Annotated in this window: 15 protein-coding genes; 8 read left to right on the top strand and 7 right to left on the bottom strand. The window is 39.4% G+C overall.

Annotation, left to right across the window (positions count from 1 at the left end; all coding sequences use genetic code 11):
- Positions 1-2: 2 nt before the first annotated feature.
- From yegD to H5090_RS13885, 6 genes are all read right to left on the bottom strand, one after another.
- The gene (yegD, locus tag H5090_RS13910; RefSeq protein WP_182695996.1) at positions 3-1,367 is read right to left on the bottom strand and encodes a molecular chaperone; all 1,365 of its coding nucleotides are present in this window, start codon (positions 1,365-1,367) and stop codon (positions 3-5) included.
- A gap of 62 nt (positions 1,368-1,429) precedes the next feature.
- Positions 1,430-2,272, bottom strand: a complete 843-nt coding sequence (locus tag H5090_RS13905; protein ID WP_182695995.1) for a DNA ligase — start codon at positions 2,270-2,272, stop codon at positions 1,430-1,432.
- A gap of 33 nt (positions 2,273-2,305) precedes the next feature.
- Positions 2,306-2,962: an HAD family phosphatase gene (locus H5090_RS13900; protein WP_182695994.1), complete on the bottom strand. Its 657-nt coding sequence runs from the start codon at positions 2,960-2,962 to the stop codon at positions 2,306-2,308.
- A gap of 75 nt (positions 2,963-3,037) precedes the next feature.
- On the bottom strand, positions 3,038-3,337 hold the full coding sequence (locus tag H5090_RS13895) for a hypothetical protein (protein ID WP_002958185.1): 300 nt from the start codon (positions 3,335-3,337) through the stop codon (positions 3,038-3,040).
- A 105-nt stretch (positions 3,338-3,442) separates the two neighbouring features.
- Positions 3,443-5,704: a TonB-dependent receptor gene (locus H5090_RS13890; protein ID WP_182695993.1), complete on the bottom strand. Its 2,262-nt coding sequence runs from the start codon at positions 5,702-5,704 to the stop codon at positions 3,443-3,445.
- A 414-nt stretch (positions 5,705-6,118) separates the two neighbouring features.
- Positions 6,119-6,979, bottom strand: coding sequence for a mechanosensitive ion channel family protein (locus H5090_RS13885; RefSeq protein WP_002958183.1), 861 nt, complete (start codon positions 6,977-6,979; stop codon positions 6,119-6,121).
- A 196-nt stretch (positions 6,980-7,175) separates the two neighbouring features.
- Between H5090_RS13885 and H5090_RS13880 the strand changes: the two genes are divergently transcribed.
- The 5 genes from H5090_RS13880 to H5090_RS13860 all read left to right on the top strand — a co-directional run bounded on the left by H5090_RS13880 (position 7,176) and on the right by H5090_RS13860 (position 13,338).
- On the top strand, positions 7,176-7,382 hold the full coding sequence (locus H5090_RS13880; RefSeq protein WP_002958182.1) for a hypothetical protein: 207 nt from the start codon (positions 7,176-7,178) through the stop codon (positions 7,380-7,382).
- A gap of 212 nt (positions 7,383-7,594) precedes the next feature.
- Positions 7,595-9,730: a M3 family metallopeptidase gene (locus tag H5090_RS13875; RefSeq protein ID WP_182695992.1), complete on the top strand. Its 2,136-nt coding sequence runs from the start codon at positions 7,595-7,597 to the stop codon at positions 9,728-9,730.
- Positions 9,731-9,844: 114 nt separating this feature from the next.
- Complete coding sequence (locus H5090_RS13870; protein WP_024597044.1) at positions 9,845-10,696, top strand: carboxylate/amino acid/amine transporter; 852 nt, start codon at positions 9,845-9,847, stop codon at positions 10,694-10,696.
- Positions 10,697-10,766: 70 nt separating this feature from the next.
- Positions 10,767-12,092 (top strand): glycerophosphodiester phosphodiesterase family protein, encoded by a 1,326-nt coding sequence (locus H5090_RS13865; protein ID WP_182695991.1) that lies wholly within the window; start codon positions 10,767-10,769, stop codon positions 12,090-12,092.
- A 511-nt stretch (positions 12,093-12,603) separates the two neighbouring features.
- A complete protein-coding gene (locus tag H5090_RS13860) occupies positions 12,604-13,338 on the top strand; it encodes a dienelactone hydrolase family protein (RefSeq protein WP_024597042.1) in 735 nt (244 codons plus the stop codon).
- A gap of 19 nt (positions 13,339-13,357) precedes the next feature.
- Here H5090_RS13860 and H5090_RS13855 read toward each other — a convergent pair whose 3' ends face one another.
- Positions 13,358-14,281, bottom strand: coding sequence for a LysR family transcriptional regulator (locus tag H5090_RS13855; protein WP_024597041.1), 924 nt, complete (start codon positions 14,279-14,281; stop codon positions 13,358-13,360).
- A 157-nt stretch (positions 14,282-14,438) separates the two neighbouring features.
- On the opposite strand from H5090_RS13855, the gene H5090_RS13850 reads away from it, so the two are divergent.
- The 3 genes from H5090_RS13850 (at position 14,439) to yghU (ending at position 16,753) form a co-directional block, all read left to right on the top strand.
- Positions 14,439-15,122: a type 1 glutamine amidotransferase domain-containing protein gene (locus H5090_RS13850; protein ID WP_182695990.1), complete on the top strand. Its 684-nt coding sequence runs from the start codon at positions 14,439-14,441 to the stop codon at positions 15,120-15,122.
- A 116-nt stretch (positions 15,123-15,238) separates the two neighbouring features.
- Positions 15,239-15,820 carry a rhomboid family intramembrane serine protease gene (locus H5090_RS13845; RefSeq protein WP_182692844.1) on the top strand — a complete coding sequence of 194 codons (582 nt, stop codon included), beginning with the start codon at positions 15,239-15,241 and terminating at the stop codon, positions 15,818-15,820.
- A gap of 87 nt (positions 15,821-15,907) precedes the next feature.
- Positions 15,908-16,753: a glutathione-dependent disulfide-bond oxidoreductase gene (gene yghU / locus H5090_RS13840; protein WP_024597039.1), complete on the top strand. Its 846-nt coding sequence runs from the start codon at positions 15,908-15,910 to the stop codon at positions 16,751-16,753.

Raw genomic sequence — 16,753 nt, 5'->3', positions numbered from 1 at the left:
GGTTATTTATAAAGCATGCTGGCCCATTTAGTCAGGCCAGCGGTTACACTACCAAAGTGATCTCCGTTAACCATCTTTATATCGCCTAAGTGCTCACTTAAAGCCGCTTTAATCAATGGTGACTGTGCACTACCGCCTGTTAAGTAAATAATGTCTGGCGTGGTCGCAGCGTCGCTGATTGCTTGTTTTGCTAAAGTAACTATTTGGCTAATACTACTCTCAACGGCAACAGCTAAATCTCTTACAGATACATTTTTATTCAGCCCACTATCTAAAAAACTTAAATCACAATCAAACACACTAGCAGACGAAAGTGCTATTTTAGCCGCTTCACCTTGTTGCACTAACTGATGGCCTTGCTTGTTTTGCTGTAAATGTATTAAACGTTTATAAAGCTCAGGTGCACTTACATCACGTAATTGTGCGTTTAGCTCTCGGGTATGGCTTTCACTATAAAATTGGCTTTGTAAGTTTACATCGTTAATTTTACACGCTTGCCAAAACGCTTGATTAGGCAAAGGCAAACCCGATTTAAACGTACTACCTAAACCCAATAACGGCATTAAACCATGAAAGCTCAAAGCAATATCTAAATCGTTTCCGCCAACACGTTTACCACTGTGAGATAAAAAATCGCTATCGCGCTGGCTATTTCCTCTAAAGCTTGGGCCCATTTGTACAAATGAGCAGTCACTTGTACCACCACCAATATCAATAACGAGTACTTTTTGATCCTGAGTTAAATCACTCTCGTAATCGATACCCGCAGCAAGTGGCTCATATAAAAACTCTACGTCTTTAAAACCAGCACGTTTAGCAGCACGCTCTAAAATACCGACCGCTTGTTGATTTGATTGCTCACCACCCACAGCTTGAAAGTTTACTGGGCGACCAATTACTGTTTGTGTAAGTGTTTTACCTAAAGAGAGCTCAGCGCGTTGCTTAATTTTTAAGATCATCGCGGTTGCGATATCTTCAAAAAAGTTAATTTGACCTTGCTTTAAACCTGTTGCACCAAAAAATGATTTAGGAGACTTAACAAAATAGCCTTCTTCAGGAAACTGCACGTACTCGCTAATCGCTTCACGACCAATAAATAGGGTTTCATCTGAAGGTTGTAAATCAAGGTCTGACTTAATACGAGGTAAGATATTTAATAATGCTTGGCGCTGCGTTAAAAAGTCATGCTCATGGGCTGTGCCATGTAAATGCTTAGCAACAAAATCAACAACCAACGCGCTGTGATGAGTGTAAAGTGTAGACGGTAAGTAATGTTTTCCTTGCTCTAGCGGTACTAATTGAACATTACCCTCGCTCATTACACCCATAGCACAATTAGAACTACCGTAATCAAAACCTACAAACATACTTCACCACACATTACCAAAAAGGCCGCGCAATTTAGCACACTTTGTAAAATTTATAAATGTTATAAACTATCTCTGACCCGTAAAAAACTGGCAAAACGCGGTAACCCATTTTTTGTTAAGCCATGAAATCGGTACGTTACAGTACTACCAATCTCCGGTGGTATGGAGCGCTGTGCATCATTAAACCCAGTACCAATAGAAAATACCTGCCCCTGCGCTGTTTTTACCCTTAATGCCCCTAACATACCTTGATATTTACCTTTGCCTGGTAAGTGCGCAATTACAACCGCTTCTGCATCTAAATAAGGTTTTAATTTTAGTAATGCATTACTTCTTCCATTGCTGTGCTTCACGCTAGCCAAATGAAGCATTACGCCCTCGCCGCCCTGCTTAGTTATGTTCTCAAAATACTCTGTAAGTTGCTCATTATTTGTAAAGCTATATTGAACTACAGCACTAATGTGCGGCGAGTTTAGGCTAGTAATAAGCTCATTATAGTTTTTATAGCGAGTGCTAAAAGGCAGATTTTTATCTGGCATATCAAATACTTTATAAGTAATAGTTTGCCAATCATGATTATTAGGTTTTTTAGTTCTGACTATGCCACTAAGCGCAGAAAAGTGCTCACGTTTAGTCCACAGCTCACCATCAAGCCATACATTTGGCAATGGCGCTGTAAACCAACTTGGCGCATTGATAATATTACCCTTACGAGTGACAAACTCCGTGCCGGTCCAGATAGCTCTTACGCCATCATATTTTTCACTGACTAAATATTTACTTACATCATAATGCTTCGTTTCGTCATATACTTTAGCAAGTAAAACAGACGGTTGTGCTGCACTTATGCATTGCGTAAAAAGTACAATAACAATTAAAAGCAGGTGTTTAATAGTAAACATTGGCGCATCCAAGCACGTAAAAGTTGGCTTAAACTATAGTTGAGATTGCGCCCATTGCCAAAACTCATCTAAGTTGCTCATTTGATAGGTAGCTTGGCTAAAGTCGTGATCTTTAGTATGGCTATTGGCAATGGCTATCACACGTAACAAAGCATTATTAGCAGCTGTTACCCCTGTGTAAGTATCCTCAACAGCAATTGCATTGCCAGGTTGTATATTTATCTGCTCAAGTGCCAGTAAATACGGATCCCCTGCAGGTTTAGGATTAGTTACATCATCTTTTGTAACCACCGTATCAAACAGCTCATAAAACCCTAAGCCTTTCAGTATGGGCATAGCTTCACTTTTAGCACTGCCTGTTACTAGCGCCATTTTTAAGCCACTCGCTTTTACAGCTTTCAATGTTTGCTCTGTAAATGGCATCAGTGGAGGTAAATGTGTTACTACATATTCACCAAATAAACGGTATTTTTCATCTGCTAAAAACTGTGCACTTACCGATAAGTTATGCTCTTGCTTAATTTCAATTGCGGCTTCTAAAGTTGGCCGTCCCGAAAAGCGCTGACAAAAATCATTTTCTAAATAACTAACACCGTAGGGTTTAAGTAATTTACTCCAGGATACAAAGTGCATGCTTTCTGAATCAACTAATGTGCCATCCATATCAAATAATATTGCTTTTAAAGTCATCCTCATTCCTTATTTAACTTGAGCTAAATTTTGACAATAAAAAAGGCGCCTTAAGCACCTTTTATATAAATACAGTTATTGCGTTAAGCCTGCTGGCGGCTCACCCGTTGCTTCCTCACCCGTTTCAACATCAACAAGCTCGTAGCCACGCGTTTTACGTACAACTTTAAGTACTGGTTTATCAAATGCAGTTTTTAAACGCTCAGAGTCATCTTTCAACTCATCTAAGGTTGTTCCAAAAGGGGCTGCGCCAGTTTCTGACCAGTTAGTTACTTTACCATTTAGGTTATATTCTACTTCATGTATTTGATATTGCGCTGCTTCGTCTTTCGTTGCTTCACAAAAAATTACACGGTAATTCCAAAATCCAGCCATCTTTTTATCTCTTTAAATTAATTAACGCTACTTTACCAGCTTTATAAAAACATAAAAGCCTGCACAAGGCAGGCTTTTAAAAATTAATATAATTTAAGGTTATCTCTAGAAGAAGTTAACTTTAAATTCAGCACCAACATAACGCTCTTCGTTAACAATACCTGTATTGTTATTGAAATCTACAGCGCCAATAACTTGTTGCTCGTCAAATAAGTTACGAACAAACGCAGCAACTTCGTATTCGTAATCGCCTTCAGACCATGTGTAACCTGTACGAAGACCTGTTTCAATAAGCTCTTTACCTTCAAACTCTACTGATTCGTAAAGGAACATATTGATTTTGCTACGATAAGAAATATCACCGCTTGCGAAGAAATTACCATCGGCAAGTTCTTTAGTGTAGCGAAGCGTAAAGTTAGAGATCCACTCAGGAGCATGCGGTAAGCTATTACCATCAAGTATTGCAAAGCCTAAATTATTAATTGGATCAGTCACGTTTAATGTGTCACGATCAGGTACTGGTATTGATATACTGTCATCTTTTATTTCGGTTTTATTGTAGCTTAAGTTAAATGTTGCATTAAACTCATCACTTAGTACCCACTGTGTGTCTAGCTCGAAGCCGTAGCCCGTTGTTTTGTCTGCATTGATTAAGCGACTAGAATTAGTTTCACCACCTACAGCAGTCAATTGTTGATCGCTCATTGTGTAGTAGAACACAGTTGCATTAACGCGACCTTGTCCGTCTAACACGTCTGATTTAATACCCGTTTCGTACGATGTTACTGTTTCTGATTCAGCTGTTGTTACTTCTTCACTGAACAAAATACGCCCTTGTAAGCTTGGTGCACGGAATGTGTTTGCTACACGTCCGTACCAGTTAACTTCATCGTTTACTTTGTAGTTTGCAGAGAAATCCCAACTTACATGGCTATCGCTTACGCTTTCAGGAATACTTTTTGGACCAGCGCCAATTGGGCTAAGTGTACGATCAGCTACAAAATCTTTGTCATCATCTGAATAACGAAGTCCCGCTGTTACTTTTAAATCATCAGATACGACATAATCTACAGAGCCAAATACTGCCCATGCTGTTGTATCTTGTTGCTGCTCAACATAACCGTTTAATACACCATTATCAGCGGTGTTGTAATTAAAGTTTTCAATTGTCAGCTCTTCATCAAAGTAAAATACACCTACTTGATAATTTAAATCACCATCAAAGTTACTAGATAAACGTAGTTCTTGCGTTAACTGGTCGTGATCTGGAATACCATCGGCACTTTCAGCCTCAAATGGGACAAAACCTGGACCATTATCTTGTCCACAAAAACCACAACCATAACCGCCGTCGACGTCAGCGCGAGAATAAATTTCAGCACTTTCCCATGCAGAAATAGAAGTGATTGTGTGGTTTTCAAGTTCCCACTCAAGCTTTAAGCTTGCACCTTCCGATTCTACTTGTTGAGTAGAGCGAGATGCCGCATCTTGATAAACAACATCATTTTCGTAGTTATCTACTAGCTCATTAGTACCCGCTTTAATTACATTTGCACGAAAGGCAATTGGTGAGCCATCTAAGTCACGTGTGTGATAGTTTAATAAAGCAGTAAAATCATCGCCTTCATATAAAAACTGAACGCGTGCCGCTTTTTCAGTGTAACCACCTTGCTCATCTTTAGCTTCAAAGCCTGGAGCTTGGTTATCAATGTAATCGTCTTTGTCTTGCCATAATAATGAAACACGAGCAGATAAACGGTCAGTTAAAGCACCACCTACAGCACCACTTGTATCTACAGCACCACGGCTACCGTATGAAACAGAGCCATAACCATCAAATTCTTGGCTTGGTTTAACAGTATCAAACTTAACAAGGCCAGCTGGCGTGTTACGGCCAAATAGCGTTCCTTGAGGACCACGTAATACTTCTACGCGTTCAACATCAAATACTGGGAAACCTTTTAAAATTGCATTTTCTTGAACTACTTCATCAACAACAAGTGATACTGGTTGTGATGCATTCAAATCGAAATCGGTATTACCTAAACCACGAACGTAAAAGCGTGGGAATGAACGACCAAATGAAGACTCAATAGATAAACTTGGAATTTTCGCATTTAAAAAGCGAATATCCATACCTGCAGAGCTATATGCATCAAGGTTATCACCTTGTAATGCAGATACAGCTACAGGTACTTCTTGTGCATTTTCTACGCGTTTACGGGCGGTAACTTGAATAACTTCTAGTTGATTGCTTTTTTTAGCCGTTTCTTCTTCAGCGGCGAATGCTGAAATAGATGTGCCAGCAGCAGATAGTAGTGCAGCGTTAATAATTGTCGCTATTGCAGATTTCTTTAATGATTTCATGTCGGGTATTAACCTTTAGTATGCACTCTTGTTCAACGGTTTTTTGTGTTGCGCAATGTATTCATTGCGGGCTCGTACAATTTTTCGCGACTTGCTATATGGCGCGCGGACCTCATCACCGAGAGTACAAAACGGAGTAACAAGGCTGAACGAACGATTAAGATTATACCATTGTGTAATAATTTTACTGCATAAATATGAACATAAATGGAAACTTTTTTGCAACATTTAACTACAAGATTACGTGTTTTTATCAATATTTAGATGCAAAAACCTAATAATGAGGACATATGTCCTTTATTGAAGATCGCGAAGTAAAGTAGGAAAAATGGATTGCTTTACATATTAACCCAAAATAGAAACGTTGTGGTTACTCATAAAAAAGTCACCCGCAAGCGACTTTTTTTATTAGAACTACGACCTTTTAAAAGCAATTTCACCATCTATATGAATATCGCGCTGTGGAAACGCAATCACTACATCATGCTCTTCAAATACAGCATAAATACTAAAACGAATATCACTGCGCACTTTTCTAAGCATGGTTTCAGACTCGGCGCATACCCAAAAAATAGCATTAAATACAAGCGAGCTATCTGCAAAGTCATCAAATAACACTGATGACTTTGGATTAACCAATATTGCATCATGATCATCAAGCACTTGCTGGATAAGCTTTTTAACCAGTATAACGTCTGAACCATACGCAACGCCGACACTGACCGATGAGCGTGCATTACCATCTATCAGCGTCCAGTTTGTTACTGTATTTTCGAGCAATTGAGAATTAGGTATAAGCATATGTACGCCGTCATTTCGGCGAATACGTGTAGAACGCGTATTAATAGTTTCAACTACGCCCTTTGCGTTACCTACCTCTAAAAAGTCACCAATGCGAATTGGACGTTCCCACATCAATATCCAACCGCTGATAAAGTTATTAATAATGTTTTGTGCACCAAAACCTACACCAATAGCAATCGCACCGGATACAAAAGCAAATGCCGTAAGCGGGATGCTGAGCACTTCAAGCGATGTAAAAATTAAAATTGCGATACTTAAAATAAAGTAAATTCGAGTAAACAAATGCACTGCGTCTTGGCTTATTTTTTTAGCGAGTAATGTTTTTTTAATAAGCTTGCCAATACGTGTGACTACAAACCACATAGCAAACAATATAAGTGGCACTTGAATTACTTTTGCTACCGTAATATTCACATCGTTATAAGTGAATATTACAAAGGCTAAGTATTGATTAATTTGTTCGAGGGTCATAAGTGTTCCCAATATCTTTTTTGATTGTTATTTGTTCACTAAAAATAAGTGTGGTTCAGTTTTCGCTAAGCTTAGCACGTCATAATATAACTAAAACGCCAAGTTAATAAGTTCAATATGAATTTTATAAACAATTTATTAACTCTTTATTGCACCGAGTGCTATATAAATAGTGTACAAGCACTGGAGATCACATATGACACAACTTACTCTAAATCAAAGACTCGCTACTTTGCAGCCGCAGGTAGATTTAAAATTGTTTGAAAGCAGCCTAGATTACCGAAATAAGGTTTTGTGCTTGCTCGCCGAACAAGAGCAAACTCTAGCAACTATTAATAAAGAGTTTGGGCAGCAATCTAATAGCTTTGGCTCAGAGAAAAAATTTGTTTTAGGTTATAACTAACCCTCTATTAAACACACAATCGTATGTTTAAGTAGCTTTAACGTTTGATTTTAGAGCTACTTTTACCCACCTTAATACTAATTATTAGCTAATTTGCGTTCAAATCCCCCTTAATACCGATAAACTTTATTGTATAAACCCACAAATTTGATAAGTTAACTAGGTTTTCGACTCGCAAAGCCTATTTCGGCTAATCTTTTTATGGAGTTATTATGCGTAAAACCCTGATCGCCACTACTATTGCTAGTGCCCTAATCCTATCGGCTTGTTCTTCAAACGAACCTCAAGACATGGCAAAAGAGAGCGCAGCACAAGTGCAAGACATGAACGCAAACAATGTTTTATTCAAACCAAGCCCATTACAATACATGGCACCTGAGTTTGATAAGTTTGGTACAAAAGACTACGAAGCCGGCTTTGATGCTGGTATTGCTCAGCATACTGCGCAAATACAAGCTATTGCTAACAACCCAGCTCCTGCAACTTTTAAAAATACATTAGTTGAAATGGAAATGTCTGGCGAGCTACTAAACCGTGTATCAGCTGCTTTTTATAACCTTTCAGGTTTGATTTCTGATGACGAATACCAACGTATAAGTAAAAAAATGGCGCCGGTATTATCTGCTCACTCTGACGACATTTACTTAAATGGTGCATTATTCAAGCGCGTACAAACTATTTACGACAACAAAGACTCGCTTAATGCTGAAGATCAACGCCTTGTGGATTTTTACTATAAGCAATTTGTAAAAGCAGGCGCTAAATTAAATGACGCTGAAAAAGCAAAAATGCGTGAAATCAACTCACAACTTGCAGAGCTTTCTACTGCGTTTTCTCAAAACATTTTAAAATCGTTTAAAGAAGATGTCATTGTCGTTACCGATAAATCTAAACTTGCTGGCCTTTCTGAAGGTGAAATTGCAGGTCTTGCGGCCGCTGCTAAAAAAGCAGGTAAAGACGGCTACATGATCACGCTGGTAAATACGACCCAACAGCCAATTTTATCAAGCCTTGAAAACCGCGACCTTCGTGAGCAAATATTTAAAGCCTCTGCTAACCGTGCAGCAAAAACTAACGGCCCAATTATTATTGAAGAAACAAACCTCCGCGCTCAAAAAGCAGAGCTACTAGGGTTTAAAGATTGGGCATCGTATGTAATGACTTCGCGTATGGCACAAACAACTGACAACGTGTACGGCATTTTAGATGACCTAGCACCAAAAGCAGTTGAAAAAGCTAAAATTGAAGCAGCTGCTATTCAAAAAGTAATTAGCGATTCAGGTGAAAGCTTTGAGCTTAAGCCATGGGATTGGGCTTTTTACGCAGAAAAAGTACGTGCTGAAAAGTACGACTTAGATCCTGCCCTTGTTAAGCCTTACTTTGAAATGGATTCTGTAATTCACGATGGTTTATTCTTTGCAATGAACAAGCTATACGGTATTACATTTAAAGAGCGTAAAGATTTACCGGTTTATCATGAAGATGTTACAGCCTACGAAGTATTCAACGCTGACGGCAGCGCCATCGGTTTATTTTACCTAGACCCATACGCACGTGAAGGTAAGCGTGGCGGTGCATGGATGAGCGCTTACGTAAGTCAAAGCGGCTTAAAAGGCACTAAACCTGTAATTTACAATGCCCAAAACATTCCAAAACCTGCTGCAGGCGAGCCAACGTTAATGACGTTTGACGAAGTGTCAACTATGTTCCATGAGTTTGGTCATGCGGCGCACGGTTTATTCTCTGACGTTAAATACCCAAGCTTAGCAGGTACTGCTACAGCGCGTGACTTTGTTGAGTTTCCGTCGCAAGCGAATGAAGATTGGATGATTGAACCTACGGTACTTGCTAACTACGCCAAACACTACAAAACAGGTGAGCCAATTCCACAAGCTTTACTTGATAAAGTACTTGCATCGCAAAAATTCAACCAAGGTTTTGGTACCACTGAATATTTAGCAGCTGCTTTACTTGATATGGAATGGCACTCGTTTGGCTCAGATAAAAAAATTACTGATGTTCAAAAGTTTGAAAGCGATGCGCTAAAAGCACACGGTATTGATTACTACCCTGTACCACCGCGCTATAAATCAAACTACTTTAGCCATACATTTGCCGGTGGTTACTCTGCGGGTTACTACGCATACCTATGGACTGAAGTATTTGCAGCCGATGCCTTTGCACACATGGAAAACAACGGCGGCTTAACACGTAAAAATGGTGATAAGTTCCGTAAAGAAATCCTATCTAAAGGTAACAGCCGCGACTTAATGCAAAGCTACATTGAGTTTAGAGGTCAAAAACCAACTACCGACGCATTACTTAAGCGCCGTGGTTTAGTTGAGTAAATAACTTAATTTATTAAGCTCACTTTTATAAAAGCCCGCTTGCGGGCTTTTATTGTTTATACCCTCACATATAACAGATAAACTTAGCTCAATATTTATTAAAAGATGATGGTTATGCAGTACTTATTTGCAGTCACTTTGCTTTGGGCGTTTTCGTTTAGTTTAATTGGTGTGTATTTAGCAGGCCAAGTTGACGCTTGGTTTAGCGTATTAATACGCATAGCACTGGCAACACTGATTTTTTTACCTTTTTTAAAGCTCAAACAAACGCCTAAACCTTTAGCCTTAAAGCTTATGCTGATTGGCGCTATACAACTTGGTGTTATGTATAGCTTTTACTACCACTCATTTTTATTTTTAACCGTTCCCGAAGTGCTGCTATTTACTGTAATGACTCCTTTGTACATTACCCTGCTAAATGATGTATTGAACAGACGCTTTAACCCACGCTTTTTTATAGTCGCACTTATTGCTGTAATCGGTGCAATTACTATTCGTTACGAAAACCTAAATAGCGATTTCATAATCGGCTTATTAATCGTTCAAGGGGCGAATATAAGTTTTGCTGTAGGCCAAGTTACCTACAAACGCTTAATGAATAACAATCAGCTTGATGACAAAGCCGTATTTGGATGGTTTTTTATAGGCGCACTTATTATTGCCACAATTTGCTATGCATTATTTGGTAACTCAAACAAATTACCAACCACTTTCACACAGTGGGGCATACTAATTTATTTAGGGTTGGTTGCATCAGGACTTGGTTACTTTATGTGGAATAAAGGCGCAACCCTTGTCAACGTAGGTGCTTTGGCAGTTATGAATAACTTGCTTATTCCAGCTGGGATTATAATTAACGTGCTGATCTGGAACAGAGATGCCGATATAGTTCGGTTAAGTATTGGGGCTGCTATAATGTTAGGTGCATTATTGGTCAATCAAATGCTTAATAAAAAAGTAAATTAATAAGCTTGTAGCAAAATTGTCATTAATAATCATTAAGGTAGTACAAATTTTACTTTTTTAAGGATAAACAATGAAACGTATTACCTTACTTACAAGCTGTATATTGTTAGCCACACTTGCAGGCTGCGACGACGATGTAGAAATAGTAGAAAAAGAAGTGGTTGTTACCAACACCGAAGTGGAAATTGTTGAAGTACCTACGCCCATTGTTGTAGAGGTTGCTGAAGGAGTAAATATTCAGCTAGGGACTCGCCCTGACTATTTAATTAACGATATGGCTCAAAGCACACTAAAAACAAAATTAGAGTCATGCAGCGAAGGTCCTTTTTACCGCACCGATTTTTCCATTGGTCATCGCGGTGCATCAATGCAATACCCCGAACACACTAAAGAAGCCTACATTGCGGCAGCGAGAATGGGCGCTGGTATTGTTGAATGCGATGTTACATTTACAAACGACAAAGAGCTTGTTTGTCGCCACTCTCAATGCGATTTGCATACCACAACTAATATTTTAGCCATTCCTGAACTTGCAGCTAAATGCAGTGTGCCATTTACACCAGCCGACCCTGCTAATGGTATTGCCGCTTCTGCAAAATGTTGTACCAGCGATATAAGCTTAGCGGAGTTTTTAACCCTTGAAGGTAAAATGGATGGTGCAAACACTAATGCAACGACCGTAGCCGATTACATGGATGGCACACCAAGTTGGCGCACTGATTTATATGCCACCAACGGCACATTGATGACCCATAAACAAAGCATTGCACTGTTTAATGAGCTAGGTGTAAAAATGACACCAGAGCTAAAATCGCCACAAGTAAGTATGCCATTTGATGGAATGACACAAGAACAATATGCGCAAAAAATGCTAGACGAGTACACGCAAATGGGTGTGCCAGCCTCAAAAGTTTATCCGCAATCATTTAACCTTGAAGACGTAAAATACTGGATTAACAATAACCCTGACTTTGCAGATAAAAGCGTATACCTAGATGGACGTGACAGTGAAGCCGGATTTGATCCAAGTAACCCACAAACATGGCAACCGGGTATGGATGAGTTAGTGGCTGATGGGGTGAAAATTTTAGCTCCTCCAATTTGGATGATGCTAACAATAGATAACGAAAGTAATATTGTGCCATCGCAATACGCTATTGACGCAAAAGCAGCAGGTTTAAAGCTTATTGCATGGAGCCTTGAGCGCTCGGGCCCGCTTAATGAAGGTGGAGGTTATTACTATCAATCAATTGCTGATGTTATAGATAACGATGGCGACATGATGACAGTAGTCGACGTACTCGCAAAGGACGTGGGGGTAATGGGTATTTTTTCAGATTGGCCGGCTACGGTAAGTTACTACGCCAGTTGTAATAAAATGCCTGCAAGTATTTAATACCAATCTGCTTATATATGGGGTCTATTTAACGTTAAGAAAATTACGCTAGGGCCTGTTTATCTTTCGAGGTTAAATTTGCATCAGACTGTTTGGTATTTAGGCAAGGCAGAGCCTATGTAGTGTGGTTATTCCCCATAAATAGGCGATAACGTAGCATAAATGCCAAACAGGCGCTGCCCAAAGGGTTCTGCCTAGGGGCTATTTACTCTTTGTTACTCGGTTTTTACTTAGCCCACTAGGTTACAAACCTCGCGCCGCGATTAAATGCCCCCTAGATTGAACAAATTTTAATCCTGAAAGGTCAATAGGCCCTAGAACTAGGCAAAAATTTTTTTATCTAGTTGTTCTAAACAAAAAATTTTTAACGACGTTGTAGTGAAATTTAATTCGTTAAATTGATCAAAGATTTATGCAGGTTGGTATAAATACTCAACGACAAAAGTCGTATATTTTATCGCGCTCAGTTACCATATCAGCATATATAATTTTATTTTACTGAGCGCTTTTTATGATAATCCAACAACATAATGCTGACTTGCCAACACCGACAGGTTTAATGCGAACAACTGTATATCGCCCTCAAGCGCAAGGACAGTTCCCTGCTATCATTTTTTATTCTGAAATATTTCAGCAAACTGCCCCCATCGCACGCAGCGCAGCTATTTTAGCAAGCCATGGCTTTGTAGTGTTAGTGCCTGAAGTGTTTCATGAGTTAAACCCTATAGGCACTGTGCTTGCTTATGATGATACAGGTAAAGACAAAGGCAATGCCGACAAGTGGGCAAAGCCACTTGAGCACCACGACAGTGACACACAAACTATGATCGACTTCATTAGATTACAAAGCTATTGCACAGGCTCCGTCGGCGCAATGGGCGTATGTATTGGCGGTCACTTAGCTTACAGAGCGGCACTAAATCCTGAAATTAATGCGGCTTTTTGTTTATACGCAACTGATATTCACAGCAATACATTACCTGCGCAACCTGGAAATAACTCATTCGAGCGTATGGCTGATATACAAGGCGAAATTCACTTTATATGGGGCAAACAAGACCCGCATGTGCCAAAAGAAGGCCGCGCTAAAATATACCAGCAATGCGTAAGCACAGGCATCAATTACCAGTGGCAGGAAGTTAACGCACAGCATGCCTTTATGCGTGATGAAGGTGAGCGATACGATGCAGCCCTTGCGATAAATATGTATCAACAAGCGGTGGCATTATTTAGCCGAACTTTATAAATGCTGTAAAAACTACTCATTAAGTACTTTTCAGCATACCTAAAGCGGTATGCTGTTTTACAAAGTATGCTTTTAAGTAATCAATAAACAATCGTAGCTTTTTAGAGCCCGCAGCCCCTGGCGGAAATACCCCGTAAAGCTCAATATCTTTGCTTTTATAATCATCTAATATTATTTCAAGCAGTCCAGCTTGCACTTTTGGCCACGCATCGTAAAGCGGAATACGCCCAATGCCATGCCCTGCTTCAACAAAAGCAGTACGAGCAGCGGCATTATTGGTGCTTAAGGCGCCTTGCATTGTAATATCGTGTTTTTTGCCATCTTTTTGAAGTGTTAATGTTTTACTGCCCAATTGATAAACGACCCATTGGTGCTCTGCTAGCTCTAAAGGCGTTTTAGGTTTACCAAAATGTGCAAAGTATTCCGGCGCGCCACAAATACAAGTGCTCATTGTAGTCAGCTTGGTTGCCTGCAAGTTGGAGTCACTCAGTGCCACGCCCCTAATTGCAAAATCAAACCCATTTTTAATAATATCAACCACATCGTCAGTAAGCTGTAAGTCTATTTGAATTTTAGGGTATTGGCGCTTAAACGTATTTATTGCAGGCACAATTAACTGCATTCCCACATTTACTGGGCAACTAATTTTAAGTAAACCTTGTGGCTCGCTCTTTATATTTTCTATTTGCTGATTAGCCGCATTAGCTTGTTCGGTAATTATTCTACAACGCTCATAATAAGCGATGCCTGCTTCAGTGAGCGCCATGGTACGGGTTGAGCGATTTAGTAAAGTAACTTCAAGCTGCGTTTCTAATTTTTTTAAATGATAACTTGCAACTGCTCGCGTAAGCCCTAGCTGTTTGGCAGCAGCGGTTAAGCTGCCCTGCTCTACAATTTGTGCAAATACAACCATGCTCTTTAACTGCTCAAACGACACTTTCATAAATGCTCCGTAGTGTGTTTTACATTCAACCTTTTTATTGTATCAATTATTAAACCAATAAAGTTAAATTTATCATCGTTGTTTAAAGCAGTGTTAGTGCATATAGTAATTGGTAAGCAAGATAAACTAATTCAAATCATCAGAAGGAATATATTCAATGTCTAAAAAAGTACTTATGGTTCTTACATCTCACGCAGAACTTGGTAACACTGGCGAAAAAACAGGTTTTTGGGTAGAAGAATTTGCAGCCCCTTATTACGCCTTCGTTGATGCAGGCGTTGAAGTAACATTAGCGTCTCCAGCTGGCGGCCAACCACCCATTGATCCGACAAGTACACTTGCCGATTTTCAAACAGATGCAACAAAACGTTACGACGCCGATAGCGCGGCGCAAACATTAATGGCAAACACTAAAGTGTTGAGTGAAGTAAAATCTAGCGATTTTGACGCTGTATTTTACCCAGGCGGTCACGGTCCATTATGGGACTTAGTTGATAACACAGATTCAATCTCTCTTATCGAAAGCTTTGTAAAAGAGCAAAAACCTGTTGCTGCGGTATGTCATGCAAGTGCTGCATTTTTAAATGTTAAAGATGCCGATGGCAATGCACTAGTAGCGGGTAAAAAAGTAACTGGTTTTACTAACTCTGAAGAAGCTGCAGTGCAACTTACCGATATCGTGCCATTTTTAGTTGAAGACGAGCTAATTAAAAAAGGTGGCGATTATCAAAAAACTGACGACTGGGGTGTATTAGCACTAGAAGACGGTTTAGTAATTACCGGCCAAAACCCAGCAAGCTCTGAACTAACTGCAAAAAAACTATTAACTAAATTAGGTTAATAGTGAGTAATAATTAAAATTAAGCACAGCATTTAATGCTGTGCTTTTTTAATTGCTTTTCATTAGCAAATACAATTCCTATACTGGCAACTCTTAAAGTCAATTAGGGCGATTATATGGCAACCAAGCCAACCACACTGTCATTACTAACAAGTACCCGTTTCGCAATATTTAGTATTGTTGTTATTTGCTTCGTACTACAGGTGATCAATAGTCTACCTGGCATAAATATTAATGGTTTAGGTATATATCCACGCAGTATCCAAGGATTAATTGGCATACTATGCGCACCTTTTTTACATGGTAGCTGGTGGCACTTTGCCAGTAATATGATCCCATTTGTAGTATTAAGTTGGCTAATTTGCCAGTACAGCGTAAAACGTTTTTATAACGTATTTATTTTTACCGCTCTAATCGGTGGACTTTTAGTTTGGGCATTTGGGCGCAGTAACATACATGTTGGTTTAAGCGGTGTTATATATGGTTTATGGGGCTTTATTCTATGCTACGGCTTAGTAAGACGCTCATTAAAATCAATTATAATTGCAGTTGTAGTGGCTATACTTTATAGCGGTTTTATATGGGGTGTTTTACCTCAGCGCTATCATGTATCGTTTGAAAGCCATTTATTTGGAGCGCTAAGCGGGTTGTTTTTAGGTTATAGATTAGCAAAAGCCGATAAATTAAAAGGTCGGTAAATTAAATATTTAGGGCCTTTAATTAATTTTTTATGGCCACATTTATGAGTAAGTATTAAACATTTCCATTTAACATTGAGGTTATTTATGAGTGATCAAAACGAATACACGCCACCAAAAGTATGGACGTGGGAAAGTGAAAGTGGCGGTAAATTTGCCAGCATTAACCGCCCAATTGCAGGCGCGACTCATGACAAAACCCTACCTATTGGTGAGCACGCATTTCAGCTTTATTCTCTTGCTACACCAAATGGCCAAAAAGCTACAATCATGTTTGAAGAGCTTTTACAGCTTGGTTGCACCGATGCAGACTATGACGCATATTTAATAAACATAGGTGATGGCGATCAGTTTGGATCTGACTTTGTTGATATTAATCCAAACTCAAAAATCCCAGCGCTAATGGATCATTCAACTACCCCACCTACTCGCGTTTTTGAATCGGGTTCTATTTTACAATATTTGGCTGAAAAATTTGATGTACTCATCCCTAAGGATTTAAAAGCTAAAACGCAGTGTCGTAACTGGCTATTTTGGCAAATGGGATCAGCGCCATACTTAGGTGGTGGGTTTGGTCACTTTTATAGTTACGCACCAAGTAAAATGCAATACCCTATTGATCGTTTTACCATGGAAACTAAACGCCAACTTGACGTGTTAAATCGTCATTTAAGCGAAAATGAATACATGGCGGGTGATGAATACTCAATTGCCGATATTGCAATTTGGCCTTGGTATGGCTCGCTTGTTTTAGGCGACTTATATGATGCAGCTGAATTTTTAGATGTTGCCTCATACACTCATGTTGTTCGTTGGGCAAAACAAGTTGCTGATCGCCCTGCTGTAAAGCGCGGCCGCCGCGTAAATCGCACATGGGGCCCTGAAGAAGATCAAATGGCAGAGCGCCATAACGATAGTGATTTCGAAGGTTAA

This window comes from Pseudoalteromonas sp. SR43-5, assembly GCF_014163835.1.
GTDB classification, from domain to species: Bacteria; Pseudomonadota; Gammaproteobacteria; order Enterobacterales; family Alteromonadaceae; genus Pseudoalteromonas; species Pseudoalteromonas distincta.
The sequence above is the reverse complement of the archived record's forward strand: the minus strand, read 5'-3'. Positions and strand labels throughout refer to the sequence as shown.

What these genes read in the sequence shown, in the direction of transcription:
- yghU (WP_024597039.1), top strand. Translation starts at nt 15,908, where the DNA reads ATGAGTGATCAAAACGAATACACGCCACCAAAAGTATGGACGTGGGAA.
- H5090_RS13850 (WP_182695990.1), top strand. Translation starts at nt 14,439, where the DNA reads ATGTCTAAAAAAGTACTTATGGTTCTTACATCTCACGCAGAACTTGGT.
- H5090_RS13865 (WP_182695991.1), top strand. Translation starts at nt 10,767, where the DNA reads ATGAAACGTATTACCTTACTTACAAGCTGTATATTGTTAGCCACACTT.
- H5090_RS13885 (WP_002958183.1), bottom strand. Translation starts at nt 6,979, where the DNA reads ATGACCCTCGAACAAATTAATCAATACTTAGCCTTTGTAATATTCACT.
- H5090_RS13895 (WP_002958185.1), bottom strand. Translation starts at nt 3,337, where the DNA reads ATGGCTGGATTTTGGAATTACCGTGTAATTTTTTGTGAAGCAACGAAA.
- H5090_RS13880 (WP_002958182.1), top strand. Translation starts at nt 7,176, where the DNA reads ATGACACAACTTACTCTAAATCAAAGACTCGCTACTTTGCAGCCGCAG.
- H5090_RS13890 (WP_182695993.1), bottom strand. Translation starts at nt 5,704, where the DNA reads ATGAAATCATTAAAGAAATCTGCAATAGCGACAATTATTAACGCTGCA.
- H5090_RS13870 (WP_024597044.1), top strand. Translation starts at nt 9,845, where the DNA reads ATGCAGTACTTATTTGCAGTCACTTTGCTTTGGGCGTTTTCGTTTAGT.
- yegD (WP_182695996.1), bottom strand. Translation starts at nt 1,367, where the DNA reads ATGTTTGTAGGTTTTGATTACGGTAGTTCTAATTGTGCTATGGGTGTA.
- H5090_RS13905 (WP_182695995.1), bottom strand. Translation starts at nt 2,272, where the DNA reads ATGTTTACTATTAAACACCTGCTTTTAATTGTTATTGTACTTTTTACG.
- H5090_RS13900 (WP_182695994.1), bottom strand. Translation starts at nt 2,962, where the DNA reads ATGACTTTAAAAGCAATATTATTTGATATGGATGGCACATTAGTTGAT.
- H5090_RS13855 (WP_024597041.1), bottom strand. Translation starts at nt 14,281, where the DNA reads ATGAAAGTGTCGTTTGAGCAGTTAAAGAGCATGGTTGTATTTGCACAA.
- H5090_RS13875 (WP_182695992.1), top strand. Translation starts at nt 7,595, where the DNA reads ATGCGTAAAACCCTGATCGCCACTACTATTGCTAGTGCCCTAATCCTA.
- H5090_RS13845 (WP_182692844.1), top strand. Translation starts at nt 15,239, where the DNA reads ATGGCAACCAAGCCAACCACACTGTCATTACTAACAAGTACCCGTTTC.
- H5090_RS13860 (WP_024597042.1), top strand. Translation starts at nt 12,604, where the DNA reads ATGATAATCCAACAACATAATGCTGACTTGCCAACACCGACAGGTTTA.